A 15,229-nucleotide genomic window follows, 5' to 3' on the forward strand; every position below is an offset into this window, starting at 1 on the left:
TCGGATCATGGGCATCGAACGCACGCAGCAGCAGCTCCTCGCCTCCACCGCGCTCACCGCCGGCGAGCGCTACGTCGCCGACTGGCGGCGCAACGCCGCCGCCCTGGCCGAGGCCGGCATCTACAGCCCGACCGACGAGCACGATAATTGCGGCGTCGGCTTCATCGCCTCGCTGGACGGCACGGCGCGCCGCGACGTGGTCGAGGCCGGCGTGAACGCGCTGAAGGCGGTGTGGCACCGCGGCGCGGTCGATGCCGATGGCAAGACCGGCGACGGCGCCGGCATCCACATCGAAATCCCGCAGGATTTCTTCCGCTCCGTGGTCGAGCGGCTGGGCTTCAAGACCGCTGGCGAGCGCATGGCCGTGGGCCAGGTGTTCCTGCCGCGCACCAGCTTCGACCAGCAGGAGACCTGCCGGTCCATCGTCGAGACCGAAATCCTGAATTTCGGCTACACCATCTATGGCTGGCGTCAGGTGCCGATCAACATCGAGGTGATCGGCGAGAAGGCGAACGCGACCCGCCCGGAGATCGAGCAGATCATGATCTGCAACTCCAAGGGCTCGTCCGAGGCGCAGTTCGAGGGCGATCTCTTCATCATCCGCCGGCGCATCGAGAAGCGGGTGCTGGAGGCGCACATCACCGAGTTCTACATGTGCTCGTTGTCCTGCCGCTCGGTCATCTACAAGGGCATGTTCCTGGCCGAACAGCTCACCATCTTCTACCCCGACCTGCTGGACGAGCGCTTCGTGTCGCGCTTCGCGGTCTATCACCAGCGCTATTCCACCAATACCTTCCCGACCTGGCGTCTGGCCCAGCCCTTCCGCGTGCTGGCGCATAATGGCGAAATCAATACGGTGAAGGGCAACATCAACTGGATGATGTCGCACGAGACCCGCATGGCCTCGCCGGTGTTCGGCGACCATGCGGAGGATCTGAAGCCGGTCATCCAGTCCGGCAGCTCCGATTCGGCCGCGCTGGACGCGGTGTTCGAGCTTTTGTGCCAGGCCGGCCGCGCGCTGCCGATGGCCAAGACCATGATGATTCCGGAAGCCTGGGGCGAGCATACCGACCTGCCGCAGCCGGTGAAGGATCTCTACGCCTATTGCAACGCCGTGATGGAGCCGTGGGACGGCCCGGCCGCGATTGCCGCCTATTTCGGCAATTGGGTGATCGGCGGCATGGACCGCAATGGCCTGCGTCCGATGCGCTACACCATCACCGGCGACAAACTGCTGATCGCCGGCTCCGAAACCGGCATGGTGAAGGTCGATGAGAGCCGTGTGGTGGAAAAGGGCCGCCTCGACCCCGGCGAGATGATCGGCGTCGATCTCTCCACCGGCCGCATGTTCCACGATGCCGAGTTGAAGGAACATCTGGCCGCCCAGCGCCCCTATGGCGACTGGATCAGCAGCTCGGTCAAGCTGGACCGGCTGATCCGCGGCGACCATAAGGAAGCCGGCGTGCTGGCGCGGGACGATATGCGCCGCCGGCAGGTCGCCTATGGCTGGTCGCTGGAGGATCTGGAGCTGATCCTGCAGCCGATGGTCGACGACGCCAAGGAAGCCGTCGGCTCGATGGGCGACGACACGCCCATCGCCGTGCTGTCACGCAGCTACCGTGGGCTGCATCATTTCTTCCGGCAGAATTTCAGCCAGGTCACCAATCCGCCGATCGACTCTTTGCGCGAACGCCGGGTGATGACGCTGAAGACGCGCCTCGGCAATCTCGGCAACATCCTCGACGAGGACCAGACGCAGTGCGAGCATCTGCTGCTGGAAAGCCCGGTGCTGTCCAACGCCGAGTTCGAGGCGATGCGCGCCTATATGGGTGAAACCGCGGTCGAGGTGGACTGCACCTTCGATGCCGCTGGCGGCGGCGAGACCGCGCTGCGCGACGCCATCGCCCGCATCCGCCGGGACGCGGAGGATGCGGTACGCGGCGGCTGCGCCCACGTCATCCTGTCCGACATGGGTATGGGCGACGGCAAGGCGGCGATCCCGATGATCCTGGCCGCCGGCGCGGTGCACAGCCATCTGGTGCGGCAGAATCTGCGCACCTTCACCTCGCTGAACATCCGTTCGGGCGAGTGCCTGGACGTGCATTACTTCGCCGTGCTGATCGGCGTTGGGGCCACCACCGTGAACGCCTATCTGGCGCAGGAGGCCCTGGCCGACCGTCATGCGCGCGGCCTGTTCCCGAACATGGAGCTGGAGGAATGCGTCCGCCGCTACAAGAAGGCGGTGGATGAAGGGCTTTTGAAAATCATGTCCAAGATGGGCATTTCGGTGCTGTCCAGCTATCGCGGCGGCTATCACTTCGAGGCCATCGGCCTCAGCCGCGCGCTGGTCGCCGAATTCTTCCCCGGCATGCCCAGCCGCATCTCCGGCATCGGCCTGCCCGGCATCCAGCGCCAGGTGCTGGCGCAGCATGAGCGCGGCTTCTCGGAGGATTTCTCCGCCCTGCCGGTCGGCGGCTTCTACCGCCTGCGCAAGAATGGCGAGACGCATGCCTTCGACGGCACGCTGATGCACACGCTGCAATATGCCTGCGCCAATGACAGCTACTTCACCTACAAGAAATATGCCGACGCGATCCGCCAGATGCCGCCGATCAGCCTGCGCGACCTGCTGGATTTCCAGCCGCGCCAGGAACCCATCGCGGTTGACGAGGTGGATTCGATCACCGAAATCCGCAAGCGGCTGGTCGCCCCTGGCATCTCGCTGGGCGCGCTGAGCCCGGAGGCGCACGAGACCCTCTCCATCGCCATGAACCGGATCGGCGCCAAGTCGGATTCCGGCGAAGGCGGCGAGGACCCGGCGCGCTACAAGCCCCGCCCGAACGGCGACAATGCCAGCTCTGCCATCAAGCAAGTAGCGTCTGGCCGGTTCGGCGTGACGGCGGAGTATCTGACGAACTGTCGCGAAATCGAGATCAAGGTCGCCCAGGGCGCCAAGCCCGGCGAGGGCGGCCAGCTGCCCGGCATGAAGGTGACCGGCTTGATCGCCCGGCTGCGCCACGCCACCCCCGGCGTGACGCTGATCAGCCCGCCGCCGCACCACGATATCTACTCCATTGAGGATCTGGCGCAGCTGATCTACGATCTGAAGCAGATCAACCCGGAAGCCAAGGTCTGCGTGAAGCTGGTGGCGCGCAGCGGCATCGGCACCATCGCGGCCGGCGTGGCCAAGGCCAAAGCCGACACCATCCTGATCTCCGGCCATTCCGGCGGCACCGGGGCCAGCCCGCAGACCTCGATCAAATATGCCGGCATCCCCTGGGAGATGGGGCTGACCGAGGTGCACCAGATCCTCACCCTGAACCGGCTGCGCCACCGGGTGACGCTACGCGTCGATGGCGGCATCAAGACCGGCCGCGACGTGGTCATCGCCGCCATGCTGGGGGCGGAGGAATATGGCCTCGGCACCGCCTCTCTGGTGGCGATGGGCTGCATCATGGTGCGCCAGTGCCACTCCAACACCTGCCCGGTCGGCGTGTGCACGCAGGACGAGGATCTCCGCGCCAAGTTTGACGGCACGCCGGAAAAGGTGGTGAACCTGTTCAGCTTCGTCGCCGAGGAGGTGCGCGAAATCCTCGCCTCGCTGGGCGTCAAGACGCTGAACGAGATCGTCGGCCGGTCCGACCTGCTGGCCCAGGTGAAGCGCGGCTCGAACGACGTCGACGCGCTCGACCTGAACGCCATCCTGGCGCAGGCCGATCCGGGCGACTATCCGCGCTACTGCACGCTGGAAGGCCGCAACGAGGTGCCCGACACGCTGGACGCCAAGATGATGCTGGACGCCAAGCCCTTCCTGAAGGAGGGCGAGAAGATGCAGCTCACCTACACCATCTCCAACACCATGCGCGCCATCGGCACGCGGCTCTCCAGCCATATCGTGCGCAAATACGGCATGACCGGGCTGCAGCCCGGCCACATCACCGTGCGGCTGCGCGGCTCGGCCGGCCAATCGCTGGGCGCGTTCGCGGTGCAGGGCGTGAAGCTGGAAGTCTTCGGCGACGCCAACGACTATGTCGGCAAGGGCCTGTCGGGCGGCTCCATCGTGGTCCGGCCAATGACCTCCAGCCCGCTGATCACCAACGAGAACACGATCATCGGCAACACCGTCCTGTACGGAGCGACGGCCGGCAAGCTGTTCGCCGCCGGCCAGGCGGGCGAGCGCTTCGCCGTGCGCAATTCCGGCGCGGAAGCTGTGGTTGAGGGGTGCGGGTCGAACGGCTGCGAATACATGACCGGCGGCACCGTGGTGATCCTGGGGCCGGTGGGCGACAATTTCGGCGCCGGCATGACCGGCGGCATGGCGTTCATCTATGACAGCGACGATTCCTTCGAGCGCCGCGTCAATCCCGATACGGTGCTGTGGCAGCGCCTTGAAGCGCCCTATTGGGAAGAGATACTGAAGGGCCTGATCCGCCAGCATGCCGAGGAGACGCACTCGAAATTCGCCCAGCGCCTGCTGATCGACTGGCAGCTCGAAGTCGGCAAGTTCTGGCAGGTCGTGCCGAAGGAGATGGTGAAGCTGCTGCCGCACCCGCTGTCCATCGAAGCCCGGCAGATGCGGGCCTGATCCGCCTCTTCTCCTGCCGTGCCCGGGCTTGACCTTGGCGCGACAGGGTGGCGAGGGCCGAGGCGGCCGGGTCAGGCCCGGCAATGACGAGGGAGGTGGCTCACCATGCTGCGCCTTTTCGATTACCTGGATTCCGGCAATGGCTATAAGGTCCGGCTGCTGCTGGCGAAGCTGGGGCTGGCCTATGAGCTGGTCGAGCTGGATATTCTGAAAGGCGAGAGCCGCACGCCGGATTTCCTGGCGAAGAACCCCAATGGCCGCATCCCGGCGCTGGCGCTGGAAGACGGCACGGTGATCGCCGAATCCAACGCCATCCTCTACTACCTGGCCGAAGGCACGCGCTACTGGCCCGAGGAAAGGCTGGCCCGCGCCCAGGTGCTGCACTGGATGTTCTTCGAGCAGTACAGCCACGAACCCTTCATCGCCGTTCTGCGCTTCTGGCATCGCCATGGCCCGATGGACGAGAAGCGCCGCGCGCTGGAGCCGGAGAAGCGCAAGGGCGGCGAGGCGGCGCTGGCGGTGATGGAACGGCATCTGGCCAGCCGGCCCTTCTTCGTCGGCACCGCCATGACCATCGCCGACATCGCGCTATACGCCTATACCCACGCGGCGGCGGATGGTGGTTTCGACCTGGCGGCCTATCCGGCGATCGGCGCGTGGCTGGAGCGCGTGTCGACCGATGCCGGCCATGTGCCGATGCTGCCCGACGATTATGTGGTGGAGCGGACTTGACCTTCCCTCAAGGGGAGGCCCGATCTAACGCGTGACCCGTTTCCCATAAGGAGAATCGTCATGCGTTACGCCCTCATGGCCCTCATTCTTTTCACCGCCGCGCCCGCCTTCGCCCAAAGCGGCCATCACAACCATGGCGCATCCGTCGATACACAAGCTGGCCACGATGCGGTGACAGCCGCCTTCCAGGCCGCCGCCGGCAAGATGCATCGCGATATGGACATTCCGCTGACCGGCGATGCCGATGTCGATTTCGCGCGCGGCATGATCCCGCATCACCAGGGGGCTATCGACATGGCGCGCATCCAGATCGCGCACGGCAAGGACCCGGCGATGCGCAAGCTGGCCGAGGAAATCATCGCCGCGCAGGAGCGCGAGATCGCCTTCCTGCAATCCTGGCTGGCCAAGCAGGCCCGCTAGTTCCTAAACTTGCGCCGGCATCAAGCAGGGAGGGCCGCGTGAGCGACACAGTGACCGAGGACGATCATCGCTGGCTGCGGCTCAGCTTCGAGCTGGCGCGCCGGGCGCGGGAGAATGGCGACCGGCCGTTTGGCTCGGTCATCGTCACCGCCGAGGGGAAGCCGGTGTTCGAGGGGCTGAACAATGTCTATTCGACGAAAGATCCGACCGGCCATGCCGAGCTGAACATCATCCGCGGCATCGGCCAGCATCTCACGCCCGACGAGTTGGCCGGCGCCACCATCTATGCCAGCGGCGAGCCCTGCACCATGTGTTCGGCCGCCATCGTGTGGAGCGGCATCGGCCGTGTGGTCTATGGCCTGTCGATCCCGCGCCAGCAGAAGGAGTTCGACAATGCGCCGACCCGCACGCGCCTGTCGATCCGCTGCGCCGAGGTCATCGCCGCCAGCAACAAGCCGGTCCCGGTGATCGGCCCGGTGCTGGAGGACGAGATCGTCGCCATCTGGCAGGCCAACCCGCCGCCCAAATAGGCTCAGGCGATGGCGGAGACCTTCTGCGCCGGAATGACCGCCAGGGCGACGCCGTCATCGGCCTGCTTGGCCTGTTTCTTCAGCTTGGCGATCTGATCCATGATCGCGTCGGGCGAACTGCTGCGCCGCCCGCCGGGCAGGTGCAGGATCGCCGCGCTGCAGGTCATCATCGCGAAACGGCGCTTCTGGCCCTGCCGGTCGGTGGCCTCGATATAACCGTTCTCGCGCGCCTCCGCATCGTAGAAGCTGGCGATGTCCTGGCGGAAGGTGGCGAGAAGCTGGCGGACCCGCATCTCCGCCTCCTGCGGCTCGCGCACATCGAAGCCGGCAAAGAAATCGTCGCCGCCGACATGACCCAGAAAGCCGGCGAAGCCGCTGCTGCCGAGCTGCTTTTGCATCAGCTCCGCGAACAGCAGGATCGCCCGGTCGCCCTGGCGGAAGCCGTAAGCATCGTTGAACGGCTTGAAATTGTCGAAGTCGAAATACACCAGCGAGCAGGCGCGGCTCTCGTCGGTCAGCGCGCCGGCGATATAGGCGTGGATCGAGTTATTGCCGGGCAGCTTGGTCAGCGGGTTCTGGTCCCGCGCCATGGCGATGTTCTTCTCGTTGATCAGCCGCAGCAGCGAGGTGGTCGACAGGAAGCCGACATAGCGATGCTCGGAGACGATCAGGATGCCTTCCCGATTCTCCGCCATGGAGAAAATTTCCAGGATCTTATTGCTGTCTTCGCTGATCTCCGCCACCGGGCACTGGCTGACGAAATCCTTCAGCGACTTGCCGTAGGAGCGGTTGTGGATCAGGTCGCGGCCATAGGGCGAGTAGGTATAATCCTTCAGCGCCTCTTCCCGCACGATGCCAAGCGGCTCGCCCTGGCGGTCGATGACCGGGAAGAAGGTGCGGTCCTTATTCTGCCGGAACGCCTCGAACACCTGCACCATGTCGGCCTCGACCGGCAGGGGCTGAATGAACTCGATCTGCTGCGGCGCGCTCTGCGGCTCGCCGCGCTTCGCCCGCCGGTCGTTCAGGGTGAGCTGGGCTACATGCTCGTAGCGCGTGGAGAGCGCCGCCAGTTCCGTGGTCGGCCGGGCGATGAAATAGCCCTGCGCCATGTCGCAGCCGATATCGCGGCAGGTCACCAGCTCCGCCTCGGTCTCGATGCCTTCGGCGATGACCATGATGCCCAGCACATGGGCCAAATCGACGATGGTGGAGACGAACAGCTTCTTCTTCGGGTCGCGTTCGATGCCGGTGATGAAGAAACGGTCGATCTTAACCTTATCCGGCTGATAGTCGTACAGCAGCTTCAGCCCGGAAAAGCCGGTGCCGAAATCGTCGATAGCCAGCCGGTAGGATTGCGAGCGGTAGGTCTGGATGATGCGCATCGCGTCGGCCGTGCTGCTCATATCGTGCCGTTCCGTCAGCTCGAAACAGACCGACCGCGGGTCGATGCCGTAACGATCCAGGATCGCGACGGTCTGCTTCGGCTGGTAGTCGGAGGATTGCAGCACGCGCGGGTCGAGGTTGAAGAACAGCTTGGCATCGCGCATGAAGGGCAGGCGGGAGAATTTCTCGATCGCCTTCTCGCGCAGCAGCAGATCGGCCTTGTGCAGCAGATTTTCGGTATAGGCATGATCGAACAGATGCAGGACCGAGGGAAACCCCATCGCGTCCGAGCCGCGCAGCAATGCCTCATAGCCATAGCAGCTGCCGGTACGGATATTCACGATGGGCTGGAAGGCGTAATCCACCTTGTCCTGCAACAGCGACAGAAAGCGCCCGCCGGTGCTGGGGGCCACCAGGGGCCGCACAGCGGCCGCAGGCGCCTCGCTTTGTCCAGCTACCGTATCGTCCTTGCCCAGCGGCATGCCCTAACCCAATGGTTTAATACGATTTGTCTATCGGCTTCTACAACAGCCGGCACTATCGAGAAACATTGGAGAGGGACATGAAACAAAAAATTAATTTAGATTAGGTAAATTCAGCCAAAGAAAAATCGGCCGAATCTCAGCCCACCTATACTATGGTTAATTTATATTAACCATACCGCTTCCCTATTTCAGGGCGCGCCAGCCGATATCCCGTCGGCAGAAACCTTTCGGCCAATTGATTCCATCGATAGCGGCATAGGCTTTTTCTTGCGCCGCCGCCAACGTCTCGCCCAGCGCGGTCACGCCCAGCACCCGCCCCCCGCTCGCCAGCAGCCGGCCCTCGCCATCGCGGACCGTTCCGGCATGGAAGACCACCAGATCGTCGGCCTGCGGCAGGGTGTCCAGCCCCCTGATCTCGGTGCCCTTCTCATAGCCGCCGGGATAGCCCTGGCTCGCCATCACGACGCACAGCGCGGGCTTGTCCGACCAGCGCAGGTCGAAATGGCTGAGCTGCCGGTCGGCGGTCGCCAGCAGGGCCGGCATGATGTCGCTCTTCAGGCGCATCATCAGCACCTGGCATTCCGGATCGCCGAAGCGGGCATTGTATTCGATAAGACGCGGCCCGGTCGCCGTGATCATCAGCCCGGCATAGAGCACCCCGGTGAACGGCATGCCTTCCGCCTTCATGCCGGCCACGGTGGGGCGGATGATCTCCGCCATGACGCGCTCGGCCATCGCCTTGTCGACGATGGGGGCCGGGGAATAGGCGCCCATGCCGCCGGTATTCGGCCCGGTGTCGCCGTCGCCGACGCGCTTATGGTCCTGCGCGTCGCCGAAGGGAATGGCGGTCTCGCCATCGGCCAGGGCGAAGAAGCTGGCTTCCTCGCCCTGCATGAATTCCTCGATCACCAGTTCGGCCCCGGCCGCGCCGAACGCCTTGTCGCCCATCATCATATCGATGGCGGCCAGCGCCTCATCCTCGGTCATGGCGACGACCACGCCCTTGCCAGCGGCCAGGCCGTCCGCCTTCACCACGATGGGGGCGCCCTGGCGGGCGACGAATTCCTTGGCCTTGGCGATATCGGTGAAGCGCCCATAGGCGGCCGTCGGGATGTTATGGCGGACGCAGAAATCCTTCATGAAGCCCTTGGAGCCTTCCAGCGCGGCGGCCGCCTTGCGTGGCCCGAACGCCTTGATGCCCGCCTCGTCCAGCGCATCGACCAGGCCGGCGACCAGCGGCGCTTCCGGCCCGACGATGACGAAGTCGATTGCCGTCTCGCGGGCGAAGCGCACCAGCCCGTCGACATCCTCGGCGGCGACCGGCACGCAGTCGGCCACCTGCGCGATGCCGGCATTGCCCGGCGCGCAGTACAGCGCGTCGCACAGCGGCGAGGCGGAAATGGCCCAGGCCAGCGCATGCTCGCGACCGCCCGATCCGACCAGAAGAAGCTTCATGCCCCTATTCCCTTTGGCTTGGTTTCCTTCGACGGGAGGCGTCTTGTATCATATCGTCCATCATGATCGACACACTTCCAGACTCCCCCTCGAATGTTCCGGTTTTCTCCGTCGGCGAGCTGTCGCAGGCGGTAAAGCGCACCATCGAAGGCACCTTCGAACGGGTGCGCGTGCGCGGCGAGATCTCCGGCTTCAAGCGCCATAGCTCCGGCCACCTCTATCTCTCCCTGAAAGACGACCAGGCGGTGCTGGCCGCCGTGTGCTGGCGCGGCTCCGCCGCCCGGCTGTCGATCCAGCCCGAGGACGGGATGGAGGTGATCTGCGTCGGCCGGCTGACCACCTATCCCGGCCAGTCGAAATACCAGCTGATCATCGACCAGATGGAGCTGGCCGGCGAAGGCGCGCTGCTGAAGCTGCTGGAGGAACGCCGCCGCAAGCTGGCCGCCGAGGGCCTGTTCGCTGCCGAGCGCAAGCGCGCCCTGCCCTATCTGCCGCGCGTGATCGGCGTCGTCACCTCGCCGACCGGGGCGGTGATCCGCGATATCCTGCACCGGCTGGCGGACCGGTTCCCGCGCCATGTGCTGGTCTGGCCGGTGGCGGTACAGGGCGAGACATCGGCGGCCCAGGTCGCGGCCGCGATTCGCGGCTTCAACGCGCTGCCCGAAGGCGGGGCCGTGCCGAGGCCGGACGTGCTGATCGTCGCGCGCGGTGGCGGCAGCCTGGAGGATCTCTGGGGCTTCAACGAGGAGATCGTCGTGCGCGCCGTGGCGGAAAGCGGCATTCCCGTCATCTCCGCCGTCGGCCACGAGACCGATACCACGCTGATCGACTTCGCCGCCGACCGCCGCGCGCCCACCCCCACCGCCGCCGCCGAGATGGCCGTGCCCGTGCGGGCGGAACTGGAGCTGGCGGTGCGCAACGCCGATCTGCGGCTGCTGCAGGCGCTGAATCGCGGGCTGGCCGACCGGCGGAAATATCTCGACGCGCTGGCCCGCGCGCTGGGCGACCCGCAGACGCTGCTCGGCACCGCGACCCAGCGCCTAGATGTGGCCGGCGAGCGGCTGGGCAATGGCATCGCCGCCTATCTGCGCCAGCGCCGCGCCGACACCGCCGCCCGCGCCGCGCGGCTGACCCATCCGCGCCAGCTGCTCCAGGCCAAGGGGCGCGACCTCGCCGCCCAGGGCCGCGCGCTGGACCAGGCGATGACCGCCGCCCTGCATCGCCAGCAGGCCCGGCAGGAGCGCATTGCCGCCCGGCTGCGCCCGCAGCTGATCTCCGCCGAGCTGCGGGATGTGGGGGAACGGCTGCGGCGCGCCAGCCTCGATCTGCATAATTGCACCGGACGGCGGGTTCAGAATGCCGCCGACCGGCTGGCGGCGCAGGGGCGATTGCTGGAAAGCTTCTCCTTCAAGAAGGTGCTGGAACGCGGCTTCGTGCTGGTGCGCGATGCCGATGACCGGCCCGTCATGGCGGCGGCGGCGACCGAATCCGGCCAGGCCGTCTCGCTGGAATTCAAGGATGGCAAGATTACCGCCGTGGTCGGCGCCACCGCCGCGCCGAAGCGCGCCGCCGTTAAGGCACTGAAACCGACGCAAGGCAGCCTGCTATGAGAATCCTGCTGGCGCTGCTCGCCCTGCTGCTGCCCTCGCTGGCACAAGCCGCCGACCTGACCCTGGAAGGCCAGGCCACCCAGGGCGGGCTGCTGATCGGCCGGACCCAGCCTGGATCGGTGGTTGTTTTCGAGAACCGGCGCATGCGGGTAACCGCCGATGGGCGCTTCCTGATCGGCTTCGGCCGCGACGCCGAATCGACGGCGTCGCTGGAGGTGACGCTGCCGAACGGCACGTCGATCCGCCAGGACATCGCCGTCGCGCCCCGCACCTTCGACATCCAGCGCATCGATGGCCTGCCGGAAAAGATGGTGACCCCGCCGCCCGAGGTGCTGGCCCGCATCAAGGCGGATAACGAGGCGGTGCGCAAAGTGCGCCAAACCGACGGGGCCGAGCCTTTCTTCACCAGCGGCTTCGTCTGGCCGGCGCAGGGGCGGATCAGCGGCGTCTACGGTTCTCAGCGCATCCTGAACGGCCAGCCGCGCCAGCCGCATTACGGCATCGATATCGCCGCCCCGGTCGGCAGCGCCGTCGTCGCACCGGCGGATGGGGTGGTCACGCTGGCGCACCCGGACATGTATTACACCGGGGCGACGCTGATCATCGACCACGGCCACGGCCTCAGCTCCACCTTCCTGCATCTGGACAGCATGGCGGTGAAACTCGGCGAAAGGGTGAAGCAGGGCCAGCGCGTCGCCACCGTGGGGGCGACCGGCCGGGCGACCGGGCCGCATCTCGACTGGCGCATCAATCTGTTCGACATCCGCATCGACCCGGCGCTGCTGGTGCCGCCGATGCCCGCCGCGAATTAATCCCGCCAGCGGCGGTGCATCCACAGCCATTGCTCCGGATGCTCGCGCACCCAGCCTTCGACGATGGCAGTGCAGGTCACGGTCAGCGCCTCGATATCGGCCTTGCGGTCGCCGGTGTTCGGCAGTTCCAGCGGTGGCTCGATAATGATGCGGAAGCGGCAGCCTTCCAGCCGGATCACCCGCGCCGGAATCACCGGGCAGCGATAGCGCATCGCGAAAGCAGCCAGCGCCGTGCCGGTCATCGCCGGCCGGCCGAAGAAATCGACCGGTATGCCCTCGTTCAGCTTCTGATCGATCAGCAGGCCGATATGGCCGCCGGCGCGCATCGTCTCCAGTATGGCCGCCGCCCCTTCGCGCCCCTTATTCACCAACTCGCCTTCGATGTTGCGGCGACCCCAGCGGATCAGCTTGTCGATCAGCGGGTTGTTGGCGGCGCGGTAGATGCGCGTCAGCGGTACGCCGAGCTGGGTGGCGGCCAACGACACCAGCTCCCAATTGCCGATATGGGCGGAAAAGAAGATGCCCGGCGAGCCATCCTCGCGGGCCGCTGCGACATGCTCCAGGCCGACGATATCGACATGCGGGTTATTCAACAGGCCGAGCGACGGCAGATGCGGATACTCGCCAAGCAGCCGACCCAGATTATCCCACATGCCGTCGATCAGCGCGTCGATCTCAGCCACGCTTTTCTGCGGATAGGCCCGTTCGAGATGCCGGCGGGCGCGGCGCGTCGCCCCCAGGCGCGGTCCCAGCGTCCGCCCGATCCAGCTGCCGACCGCTGAGGCCCGGTCAAGCGGCATGGCGGCCAGCAGCACATAGAAAGGTATAATCGCCGCCGCCTCCAGCGGATGGCGAATCCAGCGCGTGCTCCAGGAACGGGGGGTCATCTCGGACATTGGTCTATCCGGGGAAAAGCGGGGCGAGCAGGCGGTCGATGGTCGATTCGTCCTGCCAGGCCAAGGCGATGTCGAGCACTTCAATGCCGGATTTCAGGTCGGCCGGCAACCGCACCCAATCCTTCCGGGTGGTAACCGGCGTCGCGCCCAGCGCCTGGGCCCGTTCCACAAGCCCGGCGATTTCCGTTGCGCCATAAGGGTGATGATCGGGAAAGGCGACGGTGTCCACCAGCCGCGCCTCCAGGGCGCGCAATGTCTCGAAGAATTTCTCCGGCCGGCCGATGCCGGCGAAGGCCAGCACGGGCTGGCCGGCGAAGCGCGCGCCCTCCAGGGGCTCCAGCGATGCCGCCAGCACCGGCAGGCGAGCACCAATCGCCGCCAGCGCGCCGCATCGATCCGCACCGACCAGCACCGCCGCCTGGGCGCGGGCGAGGCCATCCGCGACGGGCTCGCGCAGCGGCCCGGCCGGCATTGCCAGGCCATTGCCGAAGCCATAGCCGCCATCGACCACGACAAGGCTCACATCCTTCGCCAGGCCGGGATTCTGGAAGCCGTCATCCATCACGATGGCCTGCGCGCCAGCCGCGACCGCCGCCCGTGCGCCAGCGGCACGGTCGCGCGCCACCCAGGCAGGCGCGGCCTGCGCCAGCAGCAGGGGCTCGTCACCGACATCGGCGGCACCCTGCGCGGCGGGATCGACCCGCACCGGCCCGGCAATCCTGCCGCCATGCCCCCGGCTGAGAAAATGCGCGTCTATCCCCCGCGCCCGCAGCAGCGCCATCACTGCCAGCGCCACCGGCGTCTTGCCGGCACCGCCGGCAACCAGATTGCCGATGCAGATAACCGGTACCGGGGCTTTCCATCCCGGTCGCTTCAGGCGGCTGCGCGTCGCCTGGGCATAGAGATGGGACAGCGGCGTCAACAGCCGCGCGGCCAAGCTGTCAGGCCGATCCCAGAAGTCAGGCGCGCGCATCTGGCGGGACGTCGCTGGGCGCGTCGCTGGAAGGCAGCTCGTTCAGGAAATTCGCCAGCTCCGCCATCACCCGGTCGAGCACGCCGGCATTGCTGTCGGCTACCTGCCGAGCCGCCAGGGCAAGGCGTTGGCGCTCCGCCGGATCGTCCAGCAGCCTCGCCAGCGCCGTGGCCAGCGCCGCGGCATCGGCCACCGGCAAGGCGGCGCTGTCGGCCGCCAGCGCCTCGGCCATCTCCGCATTGTTGCGCATATCCGGGCCATGCAGGATGGCGCAGCCGAAATGCGCCGGCTCCAGCGGGTTGTGCCCGCCCTTCTCGACCAGCGAGCCGCCGACGAAGACGATTCCGCCTACCGCCATGAACAAGCCCATCTCGCCCAGCGTATCGGCGACATAGAGATCGGTTTCCGGCGTCGGGGCCTGGCCCAGCACCCGGCGGGCGACGCGCAACCCGGCCTCGGCGCCAAGTGCCGCGACTTCGGCCCCGCGCTTCGGGTGGCGCGGCACGATGATGGTCAGCAGGTCCGGATGGCTGGCAACGGCCCGGCGATGGGCGGCGATGGCCGCGCTTTCCTCGCCCTCATGCGTGCTGGCGGCCAGCCAGTGTGGCCGGTCGCCGATCATCGCGCGCAATTCGGCCAGCGCTTGCGGATCGGCCGGCAGCGGGGCGGCGGCGAATTTCAGATTGCCCGGCACCCGCACGGTCGGCGCGCCCAGCCGGCGGAACCGTTCCGCCTGCTCGATGGAACGGGCCAGGCAGAGATCGAACCGGCTGAGGACCGAGCGCGCGAAGCCCGGCAGCAGCCGCCAGCGCCGGGCGGAACGCTGCGACATGCGGGCATTCACCAGCACCATCGGGATGCCGCGCCGGTCGGTCTCCACGATCAGCGTCGGCCACAGCTCGGATTCCACCCACAACGCCAGGTCAGGCCGCCAATGGTCGAGGAACCGGCCGACCCAGGCGCGCCGGTCGACCGGCACATATTGATGGATCGCGCGGTCCGGCAGCCGCCCGGCCAGCAAGGCGGCGGAGGTGACGGTGCCGGTTGTCACCAGCAGCGTGATGTCCGGCCGCGCCGCCAGCAGCGCGCCCATCAAGGCCAGGGCCGAGGTCGCCTCCCCCACGCTGGCGGCGTGCAGCCAGACCAGGGTTCCAGCCGGTCGAGGCCGCGAGGCGACGCCCTTGCGCTCGGCCAGGCGTGCCGCATCCTCCTTGCCCTGGTCGAGCCGGCGCGCGAGATAGCGCTCGATCATCGGCCCGGCCGTGTCGCCGATCTGCTGATAGGCGCAAAGCAGGCTCATGGCCGGCCTTCCCGGCGCTGCGCGGCCTGGGTCTGCGACAGGGAATTC

The 15,229-nt window shown here is 66.8% G+C and carries 11 protein-coding genes; 6 read left to right on the forward strand and 5 right to left on the reverse strand.

The annotated features are described in order from the left end of the window. Window positions 1-7: 7 nt before the first annotated feature. From gltB to AUP43_RS05715, 4 genes are all read left to right on the forward strand, one after another. Window positions 8-4,585: a glutamate synthase large subunit gene (gene gltB, locus AUP43_RS05700; RefSeq protein WP_067553672.1), complete on the forward strand. Its 4,578-nt coding sequence runs from the start codon at window positions 8-10 to the stop codon at window positions 4,583-4,585. A gap of 105 nt (window positions 4,586-4,690) precedes the next feature. Beyond that, a complete protein-coding gene (locus tag AUP43_RS05705; protein ID WP_067553673.1) occupies window positions 4,691-5,317 on the forward strand; it encodes a glutathione S-transferase family protein in 627 nt (208 codons plus the stop codon). A 60-nt stretch (window positions 5,318-5,377) separates the two neighbouring features. Further along, the gene (gene copM / locus AUP43_RS05710) at window positions 5,378-5,737 is read left to right on the forward strand and encodes a CopM family metallochaperone (RefSeq protein ID WP_067553675.1); all 360 of its coding nucleotides are present in this window, start codon (window positions 5,378-5,380) and stop codon (window positions 5,735-5,737) included. A 38-nt stretch (window positions 5,738-5,775) separates the two neighbouring features. Beyond that, a complete protein-coding gene (locus AUP43_RS05715; protein ID WP_067553676.1) occupies window positions 5,776-6,267 on the forward strand; it encodes a nucleoside deaminase in 492 nt (163 codons plus the stop codon). Between the two features lie 2 nt (window positions 6,268-6,269). Here the strand turns inward: AUP43_RS05715 and AUP43_RS05720 are convergent, their stop codons facing one another. Both AUP43_RS05720 and purD read right to left on the reverse strand, forming a co-directional pair. Further along, window positions 6,270-8,132, reverse strand: coding sequence for a bifunctional diguanylate cyclase/phosphodiesterase (locus tag AUP43_RS05720; protein ID WP_084462589.1), 1,863 nt, complete (start codon window positions 8,130-8,132; stop codon window positions 6,270-6,272). Between the two features lie 186 nt (window positions 8,133-8,318). After that, entirely contained in the window at window positions 8,319-9,590 is a 1,272-nt protein-coding gene (gene purD, locus AUP43_RS05725) for a phosphoribosylamine--glycine ligase (RefSeq protein WP_067553681.1), read from the reverse strand. Between the two features lie 62 nt (window positions 9,591-9,652). Between purD and xseA the strand changes: the two genes are divergently transcribed. After that, the gene (xseA, locus tag AUP43_RS05730; RefSeq protein ID WP_067553683.1) at window positions 9,653-11,200 is read left to right on the forward strand and encodes an exodeoxyribonuclease VII large subunit; all 1,548 of its coding nucleotides are present in this window, start codon (window positions 9,653-9,655) and stop codon (window positions 11,198-11,200) included. Further along, complete coding sequence (locus AUP43_RS05735) at window positions 11,197-12,012, forward strand: M23 family metallopeptidase (protein ID WP_067553685.1); 816 nt, start codon at window positions 11,197-11,199, stop codon at window positions 12,010-12,012. Before xseA ends, AUP43_RS05735 begins: the two co-directional genes overlap by 4 nt. On the opposite strand, the gene AUP43_RS05740 is transcribed toward AUP43_RS05735, so the two are convergent. Genes AUP43_RS05740 through AUP43_RS05750 form a run of 3 tightly spaced genes read right to left on the reverse strand, consistent with a single transcriptional unit; the run spans window position 12,009 to window position 15,181 of the window. Further along, complete coding sequence (locus AUP43_RS05740) at window positions 12,009-12,908, reverse strand: lipid A biosynthesis lauroyl acyltransferase (protein WP_232314887.1); 900 nt, start codon at window positions 12,906-12,908, stop codon at window positions 12,009-12,011. The genes AUP43_RS05735 and AUP43_RS05740 overlap by 4 nt on opposite strands. A 4-nt stretch (window positions 12,909-12,912) precedes the next feature. After that, entirely contained in the window at window positions 12,913-13,881 is a 969-nt protein-coding gene (gene lpxK, locus AUP43_RS05745; RefSeq protein WP_067553687.1) for a tetraacyldisaccharide 4'-kinase, read from the reverse strand. Next, complete coding sequence (locus tag AUP43_RS05750) at window positions 13,868-15,181, reverse strand: 3-deoxy-D-manno-octulosonic acid transferase (RefSeq protein WP_067553689.1); 1,314 nt, start codon at window positions 15,179-15,181, stop codon at window positions 13,868-13,870. The genes lpxK and AUP43_RS05750 overlap by 14 nt, the downstream gene beginning before the upstream one ends. Between the last annotated feature and the right edge of the window lie 48 nt (window positions 15,182-15,229).

The sequence above is a fragment of the Oceanibaculum pacificum genome, assembly GCF_001618175.1.
Taxonomy (GTDB): Bacteria; Pseudomonadota; Alphaproteobacteria; order Oceanibaculales; family Oceanibaculaceae; genus Oceanibaculum; species Oceanibaculum pacificum.